The organism is Larkinella bovis, from assembly GCF_042655385.1.
Taxonomy (GTDB): Bacteria; Bacteroidota; Bacteroidia; order Cytophagales; family Spirosomataceae; genus Larkinella; species Larkinella bovis.
In genome coordinates, this window is the sequence record NZ_JBHSMA010000009.1 from 90,648 (window position 1) to 109,014 (window position 18,367).

The window sequence follows — 18,367 nt, forward strand, 5'->3', positions numbered from 1 at the left end:
CTACCTTAGCGGCACGAATAACCGACTCATACATAGCTCCAACGACGATTACGTCCACCCTATGGAATTTACAGTGAAGCAGATTGCTGCCCTGCTCGGCGGTACGGTTGATGGGAATGATTCGCTGAAAATCAACCAACTGTCCAAAATTGAAGAAGGTCAGGAAGGCAGCATCTCTTTTTTAGCCAACCAGAAATACGAACATTTTTTGTATACGACAGCCGCGTCGGCCGTCATTGTCAATAAGTCTTTTCAACCCCGGCAACCGGTAAAGGCGACCTTAATTTTCGTGGATAACTCCTATTCTGCGTTCACCCAGCTGCTGGAACAGGTCAATGGCTTGCGGCCGGTCGAAAAAGTTGGGGTAGAACATCCCTCCTACATAGCGGAATCTACTCAGGTAGGCGACGGTATTTATCGGGGGGCGTTTTCGTACATCGGGGAAGAGTGCCGGATTGGCCACAATGTTAAAATTTATCCCCAGGCCTATATTGGGAATAAGGTCACGATTGGTGATCATACCGTCATCCATACCGGCGCCCGGATTCTGGACAACACGGTTATTGGCAATCATTGCGTCATCAAGCCGAATGCCGTCATCGGCAGCGAAGGGTTTGGATTTGCCCCCGAACGTGATGGAACCTACCGCGCCATTCCGCAACTGGGCAATGTCATTATCGAAGACCATGTCAGCATCGGCGCCAATACCACGATCGATTGCGCGACCGTAGGGTCCACCATCATCCGGCAGGGTGTCAAACTGGATAACCTGATCCAGGTTGCTCATAACGTTGAAATTGGCAAGAACACGGTTATGGCGGCCCAGTCGGGGATTGCCGGTTCCGCTAAACTTGGCGAAAACTGCGTCGTCGGCGGCCAGGCGGGTATTACGGGCCATATCTACCTGGCCAGGGGCACCAAGGTTGGTGCCCAGTCGGGAGTCATGAAGAAGGTCAAAAAAGAAGGGATATCGCTCAGTGGCAGCCCGGCTTTCGATCTTCAGGAAAGTCTCCGCTCCCAGGTCGTGTACCAGCGCCTGCCCGACGTAGAAAAACGCATCGAAGAGTTAGAAAATAAACTAAAAAATCAATAGTTACCGGCGAACGGTTTTCGGCCAGACCTCCGTTCCAACGTAACAATAATAGCCTTCTGGTCAGAAGCTTACGGAATGAATACCAAACAGCAAACGATTCAAAAAGCAGTCTCGGTCTCGGGCGTGGGCTTGCACACCGGCGTAGTAGCAACGATGACGTTCCTGCCCGCACCGCCCAACCACGGTTATAAATTTCAACGCATCGATTTACCGGGTCAACCGATTGTCGATGCCGATGTCGACAACGTTGTCGATCTTTCACGGGGCACCACACTCGAACAGAACGGAGCCCGGATTCACACGGTCGAGCACACCCTGGCGTCGCTGGTGGGGCTGCAACTCGACAACATTCTGATTCAGCTCGACGGCCCCGAACCACCCATCATGGACGGAAGTTCGATCAAATTCATCGAAGCCCTCCAGGATGCCGGAATCGAAGAACAGAATGCTTACCGGAACTACTTCGAAATCAGCGAGTACGTCCACTACAAGAACGCCGAAAAGGATATTGAAATTGCGGCTTTACCCCTCAACGATTACCGGCTCACCGTGATGGTGGACTATAATTCGCGGGTGATTACGAGCCAGCACGCTTTCCTCAACGACATCAGTCAGTTTGCCTCGCAGATTGCCATGTGCCGCACCTTCGTGTTTCTGCACGAACTCGAAATGCTCTATAAACAGGACCTGATCAAAGGTGGCGACCTGACCAACGCCATCGTGATCGTCGACCGGGATGTCCGCGAAGGTGAACTGGATTATTTAGCCGAATTACTCAATAAACCGAAAGTCAGTGTCAATAAAAAAGAGGGCATTCTGAACAACCTCGACCTGCATTATCCGAATGAAATGGCCCGGCACAAACTGCTCGACCTCGTCGGTGACCTGGCCCTGGTCGGACGGCCCCTCAAAGCGCAGATTCTGGCCGCCCGGCCCGGTCATGCTGCCAACGTTGCATTTGCGAAAAAAATAAAAAAACTCATGCAGAAGAACGCAGCCAATAACATTCCGACCTACGATCCCACGCAGGCGCCGGTTTACGATTTTCAGCGCATCGCGAGCCTGCTGCCCCACCGCTACCCCTTTCAGATGATTGACAAAATCATCGCCCTGGACGAAAACAGCGTAGTCGGCATAAAAAATGTCACCATGAATGAACAATACTTCATGGGGCATTTTCCCGGCAACCCGGTTATGCCGGGCGTTTTGCAACTGGAATCAATGGCCCAAACCGGGGGCATTCTGGTCCTTAGCACGGTTCCGGACCCCGAAAACTACTGGCCTTACCTGATCGGGATTGAAAACTGCCGCTTCCGCCGAAATGTGGTTCCGGGCGATACGGTTATTTTTCGCTGTGAATTTATCTCGCCCATGAAGCGGGGAATCGTCAAAATGTCCGGCCGGGGCTACGTCGCCGGACAGCTTGTCTGCGAAGCCGAAATGATCGCCAGTCTTGTTAAGAAAAAATAGGTTTAACGTCTTCCGTCTAACGCCTAAGCTGCGAACACCTGCCTTAATCGTTATACTTTTAACGTTAAACATCAAACAGTAAACCAACCAGTTTGATGATTCAACCACTTGCCTACATTCACCCTGATGCTAAAATTGCTCATAACGCCGTTATTGAGCCATTTGCCATCATCCATAAAGATGTTGAAATCGGTGAAGGAACCTGGATTGGCTCCCATGCCGTCATTAACGAAGGGGCGCGGATTGGTAAAAATTGCCGCATTTATCCGGGGGGCGTTATCTCAGCGATTCCGCAGGATCTAAAGTTTAAAGGCGAATATACGCTTACGTTTGTCGGTGACAATACCACCATCCGCGAATATGCGACCGTCAGCCGGGGAACGGAAGAACACCGTCGCACCGAAATTGGGAGTGATTGCCTGATCATGGCCTATGCGCACGTCGCCCACGACTGCCGGATTGGCGATCATTGCATCATTGGCAATACCGTCCAGATGGCCGGCCACGTTCACCTGGGCGACTGGGCCATCATCAGCGCCTTCAGCGCGGTGCACCAGTTTGCCAAAATTGGTATCCATGCCTTCATTTCGGGTGGTTCACTGGTTCGGAAAGACGTTCCGCCGTTCTCCAAAGCCGCCCGCGAACCGCTTACCTACGCCGGTATCAACTCGGTTGGATTACGCCGTCGGGGCTATACCAACGAACAAATCAATCAGATTCAGGAAATTTACCGCTACATCTACCTGCGCGGTTTGAATAACGCCGAGGCTCTGACCCGCATCGATCTCGAACTGCCGCCGTCCGACGAACGCGACGAAATCGTCAACTTCATCCGCAATTCCGAACGGGGCATCATGAAAGGCCCATCCGGCCGGGAAGTAGGTGAATGATTTTTAGGACGATGAAGTAAAGGATGCGGTTTAATTCATCGTCCATCGTTTATTACGGCGCGGGCGGCCCCGTCATAATGCCAATGAAGATTAGCAGCGAACGTCTTGGTAAGCGCTTTCGGCGCGAATGGATTTTCCGGAACGTGGAACTTACACTCCAGTCCGGAACCAGCTATACGTTCGTGGGTCCCAACGGAAGCGGTAAATCAACCCTGCTGCAAACACTGATTGGGGTGCTTCCCCTATCGGAAGGGACGATTCAATACACCCTGCACGGAAAACCGGTCGAATCCGACGAATGGTTTCGGCACGTGGTCATGGCCAGCCCTTATCTCGAGCTGATCGAAGAACTGACCCTACTGGAACTACTCACGTTTCACCAGTCGTTCAAACCGTTCAAGGAAAACCGGACCCCCGAACAGCTCTGCGAATTGATGTACCTCAGCCACGCCCGGCACAAGGAAATCAAAGCGTTTTCGTCGGGTATGAAACAACGCGTCAAGCTGGCGCTGGCGTTCTACTCCGAAGCCGCCGTGGTCATTCTGGACGAACCGACCTCCAACCTCGATAAACAGGGCGTTGCCTGGTACCGCGAACGAGTCCTCCAACTGTCCGACCAATTGCTGCTGATCGGCTCCAACCAACCCGAAGAATACGACTTCTGCCCGAACGTGATCGACATTAGTCAGTGGAAATAGCGCAACCCCGGTTACCTGCCGCCCCCGAATGAGTCTAAACGTGAGTGCATCCGGCGGATGCTTGCAACTCTTTGCAAAATTCCGGAGTCCTGGTAACTGAGACAACCGGGTCCAGCATTGGTCGATGGTCCATACTGAACTTCTTTTCCGTCTGACTGTACTCTTTTGTCGCAAATAGTTATCTTGACAATCATTTGTGCTGCCGGTCTATGCGTCGAACGTTTACGGTATTCTTCTTCTTTCTGCTTGTCAATCTGCCCGGTTTCGTCTTCGCTGATGCGCCCGCCGGCAGCGCCGTGCGGTTTGTCCAGAACAAAGGGCAATGGTCGCCGGAAGTGCTGTTTCGGGCCGAACTTCCGGGCGGTTTTTTATTCCTGAAGCAGCAATCCCTGCACTACGTTTTTTACGATTCCGAAGCCCTGGACCAGCTCCACGCGGGCCGGAATAATCAGGCAGCCGCCCGAACCGCCCCCCCATCCGAACGCACCGAGCCGATGGTCCGGGCGCATGGGGTGGAAATGCAGTTGCAAAACAGCCTACCGACGGCCGCCGTCGAAAGCAAAAACCGGGTTTCGGAACATTTAAACTACTTCCTGGGCAATGACCCGTCCCGTTGGGCCAGTGCCGTCCCGGCCTTTGCCGAAGTGGTTTACCACAATATTTATCCGGGAATCGATCTCCGATTGTTTGCCTATTACCAGACACTTAAATACGAGTTCACGGTCCGGCCCGGCGCCGATCCCTCGGTGATTAAACTGCGGTACGAAGGTGCTTCGGCGATTCGTGCCGAGAACGGTCAACTCATCATTGAAACCTCGTTGCTGCCGTTCCGGGAAGAAAAACCGTATTCGTTTACCGAAAAAAACGGCAAAACGACCGAAGTCCCCTCGGAATGGCTGCTCGAAGGCGAAACCGCTTCCTTTCGCTTCCCCGGCGGTTTTGACCGGCAACAGGCGCTCACCATTGATCCGACGCTGATTTTCTCGACGTATTCCGGTTCCGTCAGCGACAATTGGGGACATACCGCGACGTACGATAACGAGGGCAATCTCTACACGGCCGGGACGGTTTTTGGCAGCAGTTTCGTGCCTTCCACCGGGGCTTTCCAGACTCGTTACGGGGCCGAAATCGACGTGGCTATCCTGAAATTCAGCCCGGATGGAAAGCAGTTGCTCTATGCGGCCTACCTGGGCGGATCAACCGGCGAAACTCCTCATAGTCTGATTGTTAATAGCAAGAATGAACTTCTGGTCTACGGCGTTACGTCATCCGTTAACTTTCCCACGACCACCAACGCGTACAGCAGAAAGTTTGCGGGCGGGTCGGCATATATTCCTATCGGAAACGGCCTGCCGGACCCCACCAGTCCCTCGGGTTCCATCTATTTCCGGAACGGCACTGATCTGTTTATAGCCAACATCAGCCCCGACGGCCGGACGCTGAAAGGCAGTACCTACGTGGGCGGTTCGGCGAACGACGGCATCAATTACGCCGATAGGTTTCTGGCGATTTATAACTACGGGGATGACCTGCGGGGCGAGATCATGGTGGACAAAAACGATAATGTATACGTAGCCACGGTGTCGTATTCTGCGGATTTTCCCACAACGGCCAATGCCCCCCAGGCCAAACTTCAGGGCCCTGCCGATGCCGTTTTCCTACAATTGAACCCGGAATTAACTCAGTTGCACTGGAGTACCTTTTTCGGCGGAACCGATTACGACATTGCTTTTGGACTGCGGATTGGGGATTCGGGGGCGGTTTACGCCGTCGGCACCACCCGCAGCGCCGACTTGCCGGGTACCGCCGGTGCGCTAAAAAACCAGCTTGGCGGCCGGGAAGACGGTTTTCTGGTCAAATTCAACAACTTCCGGCTGGAACGGAGTACGTACCTGGGAACAACGTCCGACGACGCGGCCTACCTGATCGACCTGGATCCGCAGGAAAATCCGCACGTTTTGGGCCTGACCCGCGGCTTATACCCGGTTTCGACGGGGGTTTATCAGATTCCGAAAAGCGGTCAGTTCATTCACGCCCTCGACCCGTCCCTTTCTAAAACCGTCTTTTCAACGGTCATCGGCTCCGGTCGAACCTCACCGGATATTTCCCCGACGGCCTTGCTGGTCAACGAATGCGGCAATATCTACCTGTCGGGCTGGGGCGGTTTTGTCAACATCCGAAGTGGTAACTTAACGAGCAGTACACAGGGTTTACCCATTACGCCGGATGCCTACCGCAAAACCACCGATGGCAACAACTATTGGCTGGCTTTGCTGGAACAGGGCGGAAAGTCGCTGTTGTATGCCACTTTTTTCGGCAGTGAAAACGCCCAGGGGCGCGGTGATCACGTCGACGGCGGCACCAGCCGCTTCGACAAAAACGGCACGATTTACCACGCGGCCTGCGCCTGCGGAGGAACCCGGTTTCCGGCCACGGCCCAGGTCTGGTCAACGACGAACAAAAGCCCCAACTGCAACAATGCCGCCTTCAAGTTCGATATCGACCGGCTGAAAGCGACTTTCGACGCCTACGAAGGCACGAAGAAAGATGTGGTAGAAGGCTGTACCCCGTTGACGCTCAACTTCGTCAATACGAGTGAAGGCGGAGTAACCTATGCCTGGGATTTCGGTGACAACGGCACGTCCACCAATCCCGGTCAGGTGAGCCACACCTTCGACAAACCGGGTGAGTACACAGTGACGCTGACCGCGTACAACAAGCTGACCTGCAAGCGGCAGGATGTGGCCCAGAAAATTATCAAAGTGTATCCGGCCAACTTCAAGATCAGCAACGACACGACGATCTGCGCCGGAAAACCGGTTCAACTCGTGGCCAGCGGGGCCAAAACCTACGAATGGTCGCCCACCCAGGGCATGGCCAGCGCCACCGTGAATAATCCGGTGGTCAGCCCAACGCAAACGACGACGTATACGGTAAAGATGACGAACGAAACCGGCTGCACGGCGCAGAAAAGCGTAACGGTCAAAACCGACGACTCCTACAAACCCGTGGCCGAGGTGCGATTAAGTTCGGAATGCGGCCAATCGATGAAAGTAGAACTGCTCAATACCAGTGCGGGAGCCGACGGCTATCAATGGGCAATGGGCAACGGCGATACCCTGCGGACCAACACGCCTGGCACCTACCAGTATACGAAGTCGGGGCAGTACCAGATTTCGCTGACGACCTACAAAAACGGCTGCAGTCTGACGATGAGCATGCCCGTCGACATCGAGAATATGAGCACGGTTCCGAACGTAGTGACCGCCAATGGGGATGGTAAAAACGACGTGTTCAACATTGGCTTCGCGGGTGCCAGACTGGAGATCATGAACCGCTGGGGCAAGCTGGTGTACCGCAGCGACAATTACCCCAACAACTGGGGCATGGACGTTCCGAACGGGTTGTACTATTATTTGATCACGACCCAACGGGGAACGAAGTGCAAGGGCTGGGTGGAAGTGCTGGAATAGCGGTTATTTTTAAACGATCCGGGGGAAATCGAATGCCTGTTAATGCAATAGGTCCAGCAATTTTAAGATAATGACGATGAGAATGACAACATGCAGCCTCCGCAACACAAAAGCCGGTAACAAGAAACAACCGTAGGCAACCAGAAGATTCAAGCGGGAAGTTACTTCCAGACTCAAAAACTCGCTAAGCCGACGATCATAAACGTAGTAAAGCGCGCAGGCGGTCACCACGCTCCCCCAAAATAGAAACCAGAATTTGAGCTGGTCTGGCGTTGCCCCTTTTTCGACGTAGGAAGTCCACCATTTTCTGATGAATTCAGCGTATTTCATCGGGAAGCTTTTTGTTATACCCTATAGTTACACGAACGGATCCTTCTTCCGGCGATTCGGGCAGCCTCCCCGACGCAAAAAATAAGGAGAACGACGAATCGGGCTGATACCATATTGACCAGGAAACAAACGGTCAACCTATCGTTAGGTCGTATTTCCCTTTGACGGATCAGGGGCCAAAAAGTCATCGGGTTCTCCGGTTTTCTTTTGAAAGGTACCACAACCATTCAATCTCCTTTTTTCTTATTTTTGTCTGTCATCACTACGAAAACCGCATCAGACTATGAAGCACTTAGCCAGCTGGGCGCTCGCGCTCGGCCTCTCCTTCGGCGCACTGGCCCAGGACAACGTCAGCTACCACGGCAAGAAGATAACGGCCGAAAATGCCACTCCTTCGGCGGAGTTAGCCACGAAAATGGGCGACAAAAAAGAGCTGAACACGAAGGTGGAAGGCACCGTTGAGTCGGTTTGCCAGGTGAAAGGCTGCTGGATGCGGGTTAAAACCGCCGATCACCAGACCATGCTGGTGCGGTTCCGCGACTACGGTTTTTTCGTTCCAAAAGATATTGCCGGTAAGCAGGTGGTTTTTGAAGGAACCGCCGAAACCAAAACTACCTCCGTCGCCGAATTGCGCCACTACGCCGAAGATGCGGGCAAAAGCAAAGAAGAAATCGCCAAAATCACCCAGCCTGAAAACGCTATTACCTTCATGGCCGATGGGGTGATTGTCAAAAAATAAGGCGGAACGAAAAAGCGGAAGAAGGACTCGAATTTCTTTTCGCTATTTCTCCCTCCTTCCTTTCTTCCCCAAAAAAAAGTATCTTCAAAGCCGCATCGATGCGGCTTTTTCGTTTTAACCTCTCTCCTTTTATGCAAAAAAGCTACTTCATCACCGTAACCGTTTTCCTTCTTTCGGCTTCCTCCCTCCTGGCGCAACGTACGCTGCTTCACTGCGGCAGCTTGCTCGATGGGGTTCACAACGACCTTCAGCGCGAAATGACGGTGGTGGTGGAAGGTTCCAAAATCACGGCGATTCAGAAAGGCTTTGCCAAACCGGCAGGCACCGATCGCGTCATTGACCTGAAAACCAAAACCGTCTTACCCGGCCTGATCGACATGCACGTTCACCTCGAGAATGAAACCCGCCGGGGCGGTTCGTACGACCGGTTTACCCAGAACGTACCCGACGTGGCTTTTCAGGCCGCCAAATATGCCAAAACTACATTACTGGCCGGTTTTACGACGGTTCGTGACCTGGGCGGCAGCGGGGTCAATGTGGCGCTGCGAAACGCCATCAACCGGGGGCTGGTGGATGGTCCGCGCATTTTTACCGCCGGAAAATCCATCGCTACCACCGGCGGCCATGCCGACCCGACCAACGGGTATCGCAAAGATCTGATGGGTGATCCCGGCCCGAACGAGGGCGTTATCAACGGCCCCGAAGACGCCCGTAAAGCGGTTCGCCAGCGGTATAAAGATGGCTCGGATCTGATCAAAATTACGGCCACGGGCGGAGTACTGAGCAACGCCAAAGACGGTTCGGGCCCCCAGTTTACGGAAGAAGAAGCGCGGGCGGTGGTCGAAGCGGCCAAAGATTACGGGTTTGCCGTGGCCGCCCACGCCCACGGCGCGGAGGGCATGAAACGGGCCATTCGCGCCGGGGTCACGACCATCGAACACGGCACGATGATGGACGACGAAACCATCGAGCTATTCAAAAAACACGGCACGTATTACGTCCCGACCATCATTGCCGGGAAAGTCACCTCGGATTCCGCCCGCATTTTTGGGTATTACCCGCCTTTGGTTACCCCCAAAGCACTGGCGATTGGCCCGTTGATTCAGGGGACGTTCGCGAAAGCCTACAAAGCCGGGGTTAAAATCGCGTTTGGCACCGACGCGGGCGTTTTTGTGCACGGTTATAACGCGAAGGAATTTGAATACATGGTCGAAGCCGGCATGCCACCGCTGGAAGCCATCAAAGCGGCCACGATGGTCAATGCAGAATTACTGGGCCTGAAAAACCAGCTTGGCTCCGTCGAAACCGGCAAACTGGCGGACCTCATCGCGGTCGATGAAAACCCGCTCCAGAACATCAAAACCCTGCAGTCGGTCCGGTTTGTGATGAAAGAAGGCAAGGTCTATAAGCAATAAACAAAAGGAAAGGAAGATGGCGTGCTTCTTACCATCTTCCTTTCTTATTCCATTTTAAAACCCAAAATATTTCTCCGCATTCCGGTAGCAGATGTCCTGCACCAGTTTGCCGATCCACTCGATATCGTTGGGCAACTCGCCATTTTCGACGTCGTTTCCGAAAATATTGCAGAGAATCCGGCGGAAGTATTCGTGCCGGGGATACGACAGGAAGCTGCGCGAATCGGTCAGCATGCCGACAAACTGGCTCAACAGGCCCATGTTCGACAGGGCGTTGATCTGCCGCTCCATGCCGTCTTTCTGATCCAGAAACCACCAGCCCGATCCGAACTGAATTTTACCCGCTACCGAACCATCGTTAAAATTCCCGATCATGGTGGCCATGATTTCATTGTCGCTCGGGTTCAGGTTGTACAGAATGGTTTTGGCCAGTTGGTTCCTGTCGTCGAGACCACCCAAAAACCGGGCCAGCGGACGAGCCTGTTGGAAGTCCCCGATGCTATCCCAACCCGTGTCGGGACCGAGCGTTCGCAACGCCCGGCGGTTGTTGTTTCGGAGCGCGCCAAGGTGAAATTGCTGCGTCCAGCCCTTCTCCCAGTCCCACTCAGCAAACCGGTCGAGCATATACGACTTGAACTGTAATTTCTCCGTCTCGCTCAGCGCTGCATTGGCAAGTAGTTTCTCAAAAACCGCCTTGACCTCCGCTTCGGTATATGGTTCGGCATAGACGGTTTCCAGCCCGTGATCCGACAGCTGGCAGCCCATCGATCCGAAGTAATCATGACGCTGTTTCAGACACGTCATGTAAGCGTCCAGGGTACGGATTTCCTGGTTACAAACCTCGCCCACGCGCTGTACATACGCCTGAAAAACCGGAACGTCGTCGATCGCCATCGCCTTGTCGGGCCGGAACGTCGGCAGCACCTTGATTTCAAAACCGTCTTCGGCGATTTTTTGGTGGTGTTCCAGCGAATCCGTCGGGTCGTCGGTCGTACAAACCGTACGGACCTTGAAATGCCGCAGCAAAGTGCGGGTCGAAAGGCCGGAAAGCTGTTCGGTACAGGTATCGTATACGCCACGCGCCGTATTGCCATTCAGGATGGTTTCGACCCCGAACGGATTTTTCAACTCCATGTGCGTCCAGTGGTAGAGCGGGTTCCGCATGGTATACGGCACGGTTTCGGCCCACTTCTGAAATTTCTCGTAGTCCGACGCATCGCCGGTACAATACTGTTCCGGCACACCGTTGGTCCGCATCGCCCGCCATTTGTAATGATCGCCGTAGAGCCAGATCTGGGTCAGGTTGTCAAACCGTTTGTCGGCGGCAATCTGATCGGGTGGCAGGTGGCAATGGTAATCAATGATGGGCATCGCCTTGGCGTAGTCGTGGTAAAGCCGCCGGGCGGTATCGGTCTGAAGCAGAAAGTCTTCGTCTAAAAAAGATTTAATGGGATGATCAACCAGCATGATCGTAACGGTTTACGGTATTCGGTTTATAGTTTACGGTATTCGGTTTTTGGTTTACGGTATTCGGTATTCGGTTTATGGGGCTGACGCACCCAGGCTATTGCGTTTCTTACGACCTCTCAGATCGGAAGCGTGCAGCCATCATAAACCGGATACCGTAAACCAAAACCCTTTAAAGGCTCGATCGCTCGATGCCGAGCATCAAACCACGGAGTTCGGCCAGACCCCGGAGCCGCCCGATGGCCGTATAGCCCGGGTTGGTGCGTTTGCCGGAGTTCAGATCGTCCAGCATTTTATGGCCGTGGTCGGGCCGGAACGGCATCCGGAAATTCTCGATTCCTTCTTCCTCCCGACGGCGTTGTTCGCCCAGCAGGGCACTCATGACGCCAAACATATCCACGTCACCGTCGAGGTGATCGGCCTCGTAAAAGTTACCATCCTCATCGCGTTTCGTGGCCCGCAAATGAATGAAATGAATCCGGGAACCCAGCCGGTCCACCATACCCACCAGGTCATTGTCGGGCCGAACGCCGTACGAACCGGTGCAGAAACACAGGCCATTGGCCACCACATCGACGGCATCCAGCACCATTCGGGCGTCGGCTTCCGTGCTGACCACACGCGGCAGGCCCAGAATCGGATACGGCGGATCATCGGGGTGAATCGCCAGCCGAACCCCGGCCTCCTGCGCCACAGGCACAATCTCCCGCAGAAACGCGTACAGATTCTCCCGCAACTCCTTGTCACCAATATACTTATACGCGTCCAGCGTCGCCTGGAACTGTTCCAGCGTATAACTTTCTTCCGAACCCGGCAAACCGGCGATGATATTCCGCTGCAAGCGCGAAGCTGCGGTTTCGTCCAGGGCTTCAAAGCATCGCCGGGCTTTTTGAATCTGTTCGGGCGAATAGTGCGCTTCGGCCCCGGGGCGTTTCAGCATGAACAGTTCAAAAGCCGCAAACTCCGTCGCGTCGAACCGCAGGCCCGTTGACCCATCCGGCATCGGATAATCCAGGTCCGTGCGGGTCCAGTCGAGCACCGGCATGAAATTGTAACAAACCGTATCGATGCCACACCGGCCGAGGTTGACGATCGACTCCTTGTAATTTTCGATGTATTGCTGAAAACCGTCGCCCCGGGTTTTGATCGCGTCGTGCACCGGAATACTTTCCACCACCGACCAGGTCAGCGGGTGTCCGGTCGGCGCTGCGGTTTCAATCAAGGATTTGCGCGCGTTAATCTCTTCGACGGACCATACCTGTCCGTTCGGGAGGTGGTGCAAAGCCGTCACAATGCCTGTTGCGCCTGCCTGTTTGATATCGGCCAGACTCACGGGATCGTTGGGGCCAAACCACCTCCAGGTTTGTTCTAATGCCATTTTTTTGTGGGTAATTTTGGTCAAAAGAAACCGGTCTATTCCCTCTACTCATTTTGTATTCTGTCTTTACGGGCGTTTGGGCGAAACATGCCATCGCGCCCTGCCAATGGCCCTGCCGGACAACGCCATCGCTCGGTGCCCCATTCAAACGGTGGTTCCGGTTTTCAACCTTCACCCATCGACCGACAGCGATCACCGTTATTCGGAGGTTATTTACGATTTCTTCGTATATAGATATTCATGGTCGATCACCAGTCCGTCCAGCTTGTTGCGGGCTTCCTGCGCGCGCAGTTCCACCCGCCGGATCTTGCCGCTGATTGTCTTCGGCAATTCGGAGACAAATTCGATGATCCGGGGCATTTTAAACGGCGAGAGCTGTTCGCGGCTATACCCAAACAGGACTTCCGCCAGCTGTTCCGATGGCACAAAGTCAGCCGTTACCACCACAAAAGCCTTGATTTCAAACCCCTTAACCGGGTGCGGACTCCCCACCACGGCCGACTCCACCACGGCTTCGTGCTCCAGCAAAACGCTTTCCACTTCGAACGGACCAATGCGGTAATCGGACGACTTAATCACGTCGTCATCCCGGCCGACAAACCAGATGTACCCCTCCTCGTCCTTGTAGGCTTTGTCCCCCGTGAAATATAAGCCTGCGCGAAAGACGGTTTTCATTTTTTCCGGTTCGTTGAAATACCCGGTAAAAATCCCGTTGGGCTTTCCGGTATCCATTTTCACGCAAATCGTTCCTTCTTCGTAAAGCGGCTGTTCGTTTCCGTCGTCATCGGCAATGATTACCTCGTAGAGGAACAGCGGTTTTCCCATACTGCCGGGTTTGATTACCGCATTGGGCAGGTTTCCGATGAGGCAGGAGCTTTCGGTCTGGCCGAAACCGTCGCGGATCGTAATGCCGGTCCCTCTCCGCCAGACATCGATGATCTCCGGGTTTAAAGGCTCGCCCGCAGCCACGCACTCCCGCAGACTCAGCCTGAATTGGTGCAGGTCTTCCCGAATCAGCATCCGCAGAACCGTTGGCGGCCCACAGAACGTGGTGACGTTGTATTTTTCGAGCTGCTGTAGTTGGCGGTTGGCATCGAACCGGCCCGGCTGGTTGTAGGAAAAGATGGTGGCTCCCATGTTCCAGGGCGCGAAAACACTGCTCCAGGCAAATTTGGCCCAGCCGGGCTGGGCAATGTTGTAGTGGAGGTCATCCGGTTTCAAGCCAATCCAGGAAGCCGTCGTCAGGTGGCCGATCGGATAGGTAAAATGCGTGTGGGTGACCACCTTCGGCAGGCCGGTGGTGCCGGAGGTAAAGAACAGAAAAAGCGGATCGTCCGCCCGGGTCGGGGCGGCTTCGGCGGTTTTTCCGTACGTCAGAATATCGTCGTAGGCAATCCAACCGTCTCGACTTCCCTCGGTCAGTATTTTTATTTTAATGGACGTATTCGCCAGTTTTTCCGCCTGATCGATCTTTTCGGCATTGTCCGGATCGGCCAAAATGGCGTTCGGTGGCAGCTTCCCAAACCGGTAAACAAGGTCGTTCACGCCCAGGATCGTCGCCATCGGAATGAGCCTGAAACCGCCTTTGATGACGGCCAGGATCGAGGTCCAGATGGGCGGCAGACTGGCGAGTTGGGCCACGACGATCTGCCCCGGCTGCAACGCATTGGCCCGCAGCAGGTTCAGCAGTTGGTTGCACTGATCGGACAGCGCCCGAAAGCTATACGTTTCGGTCCGGTCTCCGTTGGTCCAGATCAAGGCCGGTTTGTCCGGCGACTGAGCGCAGTTGAGGTCTTCAAAAACCTCCGTGACCCAGTTGAAAGCATCCGGTTTCTGGAAGTTGAGTTCCGGAAGATGGTCAAAGGCGGCATTAGAAATCAGGTTTCTGACGCTTTGAACATACGAGGTGATGGTCGTTTTTTTCCTCTGGTCCATAGTGAACTGCTTAACACGGTGTAAATAAGTCAATTACAGACCGCAACTACTTATGAGCCGGAAAATAGGCGATGATCGGTCTTCTGATCGGGCCATTCCCCTATCGTCTCAAAAACCGTCTTGTAATTTTAATCTACTTCGCAGACCTTTGTCGTTTGCAAACCTTTTTGCTGATGCCCGCCCTTTCCGGAAACTATCGCTGGCGAATTGTACTGCTGTTGTTTTTCGCAACGACCATCAACTACATTGATCGGCAGGTTCTTTCGTTCACGATGATCGACGAAACCTTCCGGCGGGAGATGATGGGCAAAACCGCCGAAGAATCCCTCACGGAAAGCGACCTGGACCAGTTTAAAGTCCTCTACAGCTACATCGATACGGTTTTTAAAGTCGCCTACGCACTCGGGTTTCTCCTGACGGGCTGGCTCATCGACCGGATAGGCACCAAACGCGGTTTTTCCCTTTCCATCATTGTCTGGAGCATTGCGGGCATCCTGAACGCCTTTATCGGTTCGCTGCGCGGGCTCAGTATGGTGCGGTTTCTGCTGGGCATCGGCGAAGCCGGCAACTTTCCATCGGCCATCAAATCCGTTGCCGAATGGTTCCCCAAAAAAGAGCGGTCGTTTGCCACCGGGCTGTTCAACGCCGGAACCAACGTTGGCATCATTGCCACGGCGGCCCTGATTCCCTGGCTAACGCTCCAGTTCGGCTGGCGGGTTTCGTTCATTGCCACGGGCCTGCTCGGCTTTCTGGTCCTGATTGCCTGGCACCGGATTTACCGCCGTCCTGAGGAGCATCCGGGCGTAAGCCGGCAGGAACTCGCGTATATTCAACAGGATAAAGAAGAAGACATTCCGGAAGAAAAGCTCTCGTGGTGGCGGCTCCTCGGTTTTCGGCAAACTTGGGCGTTCATCGTCGGCAAGTTCATGTGCGACCCGATCTGGTGGTTTTACCTGAGCTGGCTCCCCGATTTTTTCAACAGCAGCGAATCGCTCGACCAGCGGCTGGACCTGAAAAACGTTGGCCTGCCGTTTCTGGTCATTTACATCGTTTCCGACGGCGGTAGCGTGCTTTTCGGCTGGCTCTCCTCCAAATTCATTCACATGGGCTGGTCGGCCAACCGGGCCCGGAAAACGACGATGCTGCTTTGCGCTGTTTGCGTCATTCCCATCTTTTTTGCGGCCCAGACCAGTAGTATTTACGTAGCGATTGCCTTAATTTCTCTGGCGACGGCGGCCCACCAGGGCTGGTCGGCCAACATTTATACCTTCGCATCCGATCTGTTTCCCAAAAGTGCCGTGGCTTCGGTCACCGGAATTGGCGGAATGTTTGGAGCGGTGGGCGGTATTCTGCTGGCGGCCGTTGCGGGCAATATCCGCGTCAGTTTCGGGTATTTACCGCTGTTTATCATTGCCAGTTCGACCTACCTGATCGCGCTGGTGATCATCCATTTTCTGTCGCCGACCCTGGAGCCGGTGACGAAGAAGGAACTCGAAAGTATTGGCGTTTAATCCATAAAGGCCGAAAAAGGAGATGAGATTTTGTATTTCCTCCTGTCTGCCTTGTAATTCTGTATTCCTTGAAAAAAATCGTTACGTTCGGCGAAGTCATGATGCGACTGGCTCCGCCGGGTTTTACCAAGTTTACGCAGGCGCATTCGCTCAATGTAGTCTATGGGGGCACCGAAGCCAATGTGGCCGTTTCGCTCGCTTATTTCGGTTGCCAAACCGCCCACGTCACCCGGTTTCCGGACCATGCGCTGGGCCGGGCGGCAGCCGCAACGCTGCGGTATCACGGGGTCGATACGTCCGCCATCACGTTCGGCGACGGGCGGCTCGGGCTGTATTTTCTGGAAACCGGGGCCGTTAGCCGGGCCAGCCAGATCATTTACGACCGCTACGATTCGGCTTTTTCGCTGATTCAGCCCGGCGATTTCGACTGGGAGACAATCCTGAAAGGGGCCGACTGGTTCCACTGGTCGGGCATTACGCCCGCCCTGTCGCAACCGGCTGCCGACTGCCTGTTGGAAGCGATTCAGACGGCGAATCGGCTGGGCGTCATGGTTTCGGGCGACATCTATTTCCGGAGCAATCTCTGGAAATACGGCAAAAAACCGCAGGAGATTCTGCCCGCGCTCACGGCCGGTTGCGATCTGGTGCTGGGCAATCAGGAAAACTTCGAAGAACTTTACGGCGTGAAAGCCGATTCGTTCGTGGATGCCTGCCGGCGGATGCAAATTCAGTTTCCGCGAATCCGGTATTTTACCGATACGGAACGCCAGTCGGTCAGCGCGTCGCACAACCGGCTGACGGCCAAAATTTTCGACGGCCATACCCTGTATTCGTCCAACGTCTACGACATCACCCACATTGTCGATCGAATCGGCGGGGGCGATGCCTACCTGGCCGGCCTGATTTACAGCCTGCTAACCACCGACGATTTGCAATACGCCATCGAGTTTGGCGCGGCTGCCTCCGCCCTGAAACATACCGTTGAAGGCGACGCGAACCTGGTGTCCGTTCAGGAAGTTGAAGCCTTAGTCGGGGGCGATACCTCCGGCCGATTGAGAAGATAAGTGTTGGAATGAAAAGTTAAAAGTTAAAAATTAAAAGCAGGCGCGAAGACACTTACTTTTCATTTTTAACTTTTAATTCTTAACTAAAAAGAAAGTGGCTCGTTTTTCACGATTAGAGGTTTATCAGACCATTCGGCGGGTGCCGGTGGTGCCGGTTTTTTACCATGCCGACGCGGCTATCTGCCGCGAGGTGCTGGGGGCCTGTTACCGGGCCGGTATTCGGGCGTTCGAGTTTACCAACCGGGGGGATTTTGCCCATGAGTTGTTTTCGGAACTTGTCAAAGTAGCCGCCCACGATTGTCCGGATTTGATTCTGGGGGCCGGAACGCTCGTTGACGCGGCAACAGCGGCCTTGTATATACAGTCGGGGGCCAATTTCATTGTGGGACCATCGTTCCACGAATCGATTGCCCGCACCTGCAACCGCCGGAAAATTGCCTATATGCCCGGTTGTGCCACCCTGACCGAGATCTCGGCCGCCGAGGAACTAGGCGTCGAGGTCGTCAAGGTATTCCCCGGCGATACGCTCGGACCCGGTTTTGTCAAAGCAGTCAAAGGACCGATGCCCTGGACGAGCGTCATGGTAACGGGGGGCGTCGAACCGACGAAGGAAAGCCTGAGCAGCTGGTTCAAAGCCGGCGTTACCGCCGTCGGAATCGGCTCGCAATTGTTTCCCAAGAAAGTTTTGAGCAACCGGCAATTCGACCAGATCGAAACCAAAGCGAAGGAAGTCATCGCCATTCTTAGTGAATTAGGAGTTATGAGTTAAGAGTTGGCTGACGCCTTCTATATTCTGCGAAGCCTTTAACTCATAACTTTTATCTCCTAACTCCTAACTCTTCCCCCCAGGTTGCGCCCAATAGGCGAAAGCCTTACTTTTACACAGTACAAGCATTTTTTGAAT

The 18,367-nt window shown here is 54.1% G+C and carries 14 protein-coding genes; 10 read left to right on the forward strand and 4 right to left on the reverse strand.

What is annotated here, in order from left to right; all coding sequences use genetic code 11:
- Positions 1-61: 61 nt before the first annotated feature.
- From lpxD to ACFPMF_RS21755, 5 genes are all read left to right on the forward strand, one after another.
- Positions 62-1,093 (forward strand): UDP-3-O-(3-hydroxymyristoyl)glucosamine N-acyltransferase, encoded by a 1,032-nt coding sequence (gene lpxD, locus ACFPMF_RS21735; protein ID WP_379849001.1) that lies wholly within the window; start codon positions 62-64, stop codon positions 1,091-1,093.
- A gap of 75 nt (positions 1,094-1,168) precedes the next feature.
- Positions 1,169-2,563 (forward strand): bifunctional UDP-3-O-[3-hydroxymyristoyl] N-acetylglucosamine deacetylase/3-hydroxyacyl-ACP dehydratase, encoded by a 1,395-nt coding sequence (locus ACFPMF_RS21740; protein ID WP_379849003.1) that lies wholly within the window; start codon positions 1,169-1,171, stop codon positions 2,561-2,563.
- Between the two features lie 95 nt (positions 2,564-2,658).
- Complete coding sequence (gene lpxA, locus ACFPMF_RS21745) at positions 2,659-3,453, forward strand: acyl-ACP--UDP-N-acetylglucosamine O-acyltransferase (protein WP_379849005.1); 795 nt, start codon at positions 2,659-2,661, stop codon at positions 3,451-3,453.
- Between the two features lie 83 nt (positions 3,454-3,536).
- A complete protein-coding gene (locus tag ACFPMF_RS21750) occupies positions 3,537-4,151 on the forward strand; it encodes an ABC transporter ATP-binding protein (RefSeq protein WP_379849008.1) in 615 nt (204 codons plus the stop codon).
- 209 nt (positions 4,152-4,360) lie between these two features.
- Complete coding sequence (locus ACFPMF_RS21755) at positions 4,361-7,624, forward strand: DUF7948 domain-containing protein (RefSeq protein WP_379849010.1); 3,264 nt, start codon at positions 4,361-4,363, stop codon at positions 7,622-7,624.
- A gap of 39 nt (positions 7,625-7,663) precedes the next feature.
- Here the strand turns inward: ACFPMF_RS21755 and ACFPMF_RS21760 are convergent, their stop codons facing one another.
- Positions 7,664-7,954 (reverse strand): hypothetical protein, encoded by a 291-nt coding sequence (locus ACFPMF_RS21760; RefSeq protein WP_379849012.1) that lies wholly within the window; start codon positions 7,952-7,954, stop codon positions 7,664-7,666.
- A 283-nt stretch (positions 7,955-8,237) separates the two neighbouring features.
- Here ACFPMF_RS21760 and ACFPMF_RS21765 point away from each other — a divergent pair, with 283 nt between their 5' ends.
- Entirely contained in the window at positions 8,238-8,693 is a 456-nt protein-coding gene (locus ACFPMF_RS21765; RefSeq protein ID WP_379849014.1) for a DUF4920 domain-containing protein, read from the forward strand.
- A 131-nt stretch (positions 8,694-8,824) separates the two neighbouring features.
- Positions 8,825-10,108, forward strand: coding sequence for a metal-dependent hydrolase family protein (locus tag ACFPMF_RS21770; protein ID WP_379849016.1), 1,284 nt, complete (start codon positions 8,825-8,827; stop codon positions 10,106-10,108).
- A gap of 54 nt (positions 10,109-10,162) precedes the next feature.
- On the opposite strand, the gene uxaC is transcribed toward ACFPMF_RS21770, so the two are convergent.
- From uxaC to ACFPMF_RS21785, 3 genes are all read right to left on the reverse strand, one after another.
- Complete coding sequence (uxaC, locus tag ACFPMF_RS21775; RefSeq protein ID WP_379849018.1) at positions 10,163-11,575, reverse strand: glucuronate isomerase; 1,413 nt, start codon at positions 11,573-11,575, stop codon at positions 10,163-10,165.
- Between the two features lie 172 nt (positions 11,576-11,747).
- Entirely contained in the window at positions 11,748-12,953 is a 1,206-nt protein-coding gene (gene uxuA / locus ACFPMF_RS21780) for a mannonate dehydratase (RefSeq protein WP_379849021.1), read from the reverse strand.
- A gap of 213 nt (positions 12,954-13,166) precedes the next feature.
- A complete protein-coding gene (locus ACFPMF_RS21785; RefSeq protein ID WP_379849023.1) occupies positions 13,167-14,888 on the reverse strand; it encodes an AMP-binding protein in 1,722 nt (573 codons plus the stop codon).
- A gap of 173 nt (positions 14,889-15,061) precedes the next feature.
- On the opposite strand from ACFPMF_RS21785, the gene ACFPMF_RS21790 reads away from it, so the two are divergent.
- The 3 genes from ACFPMF_RS21790 (at position 15,062) to ACFPMF_RS21800 (ending at position 18,232) form a co-directional block, all read left to right on the forward strand.
- On the forward strand, positions 15,062-16,399 hold the full coding sequence (locus ACFPMF_RS21790; protein WP_379849166.1) for an MFS transporter: 1,338 nt from the start codon (positions 15,062-15,064) through the stop codon (positions 16,397-16,399).
- 68 nt (positions 16,400-16,467) lie between these two features.
- The gene (locus ACFPMF_RS21795) at positions 16,468-17,463 is read left to right on the forward strand and encodes a PfkB family carbohydrate kinase (protein ID WP_379849025.1); all 996 of its coding nucleotides are present in this window, start codon (positions 16,468-16,470) and stop codon (positions 17,461-17,463) included.
- 94 nt (positions 17,464-17,557) lie between these two features.
- The gene (locus tag ACFPMF_RS21800) at positions 17,558-18,232 is read left to right on the forward strand and encodes a bifunctional 4-hydroxy-2-oxoglutarate aldolase/2-dehydro-3-deoxy-phosphogluconate aldolase (RefSeq protein WP_379849027.1); all 675 of its coding nucleotides are present in this window, start codon (positions 17,558-17,560) and stop codon (positions 18,230-18,232) included.
- Positions 18,233-18,367: the final 135 nt, after the last annotated feature.

Bases quoted from the DNA above. Each gene is read 5' to 3' on its own strand.
- lpxD (WP_379849001.1), top strand. From the start codon at position 62: ATGGAATTTACAGTGAAGCAGATTGCTGCCCTGCTCGGCGGTACGGTT.
- ACFPMF_RS21740 (WP_379849003.1), top strand. From the start codon at position 1,169: ATGAATACCAAACAGCAAACGATTCAAAAAGCAGTCTCGGTCTCGGGC.
- lpxA (WP_379849005.1), top strand. From the start codon at position 2,659: ATGATTCAACCACTTGCCTACATTCACCCTGATGCTAAAATTGCTCAT.
- ACFPMF_RS21750 (WP_379849008.1), top strand. From the start codon at position 3,537: ATGAAGATTAGCAGCGAACGTCTTGGTAAGCGCTTTCGGCGCGAATGG.
- ACFPMF_RS21755 (WP_379849010.1), top strand. From the start codon at position 4,361: ATGCGTCGAACGTTTACGGTATTCTTCTTCTTTCTGCTTGTCAATCTG.
- ACFPMF_RS21760 (WP_379849012.1), bottom strand. From the start codon at position 7,954: ATGAAATACGCTGAATTCATCAGAAAATGGTGGACTTCCTACGTCGAA.
- ACFPMF_RS21765 (WP_379849014.1), top strand. From the start codon at position 8,238: ATGAAGCACTTAGCCAGCTGGGCGCTCGCGCTCGGCCTCTCCTTCGGC.
- ACFPMF_RS21770 (WP_379849016.1), top strand. From the start codon at position 8,825: ATGCAAAAAAGCTACTTCATCACCGTAACCGTTTTCCTTCTTTCGGCT.
- uxaC (WP_379849018.1), bottom strand. From the start codon at position 11,575: ATGCTGGTTGATCATCCCATTAAATCTTTTTTAGACGAAGACTTTCTG.
- uxuA (WP_379849021.1), bottom strand. From the start codon at position 12,953: ATGGCATTAGAACAAACCTGGAGGTGGTTTGGCCCCAACGATCCCGTG.
- ACFPMF_RS21785 (WP_379849023.1), bottom strand. From the start codon at position 14,888: ATGGACCAGAGGAAAAAAACGACCATCACCTCGTATGTTCAAAGCGTC.
- ACFPMF_RS21790 (WP_379849166.1), top strand. From the start codon at position 15,062: ATGCCCGCCCTTTCCGGAAACTATCGCTGGCGAATTGTACTGCTGTTG.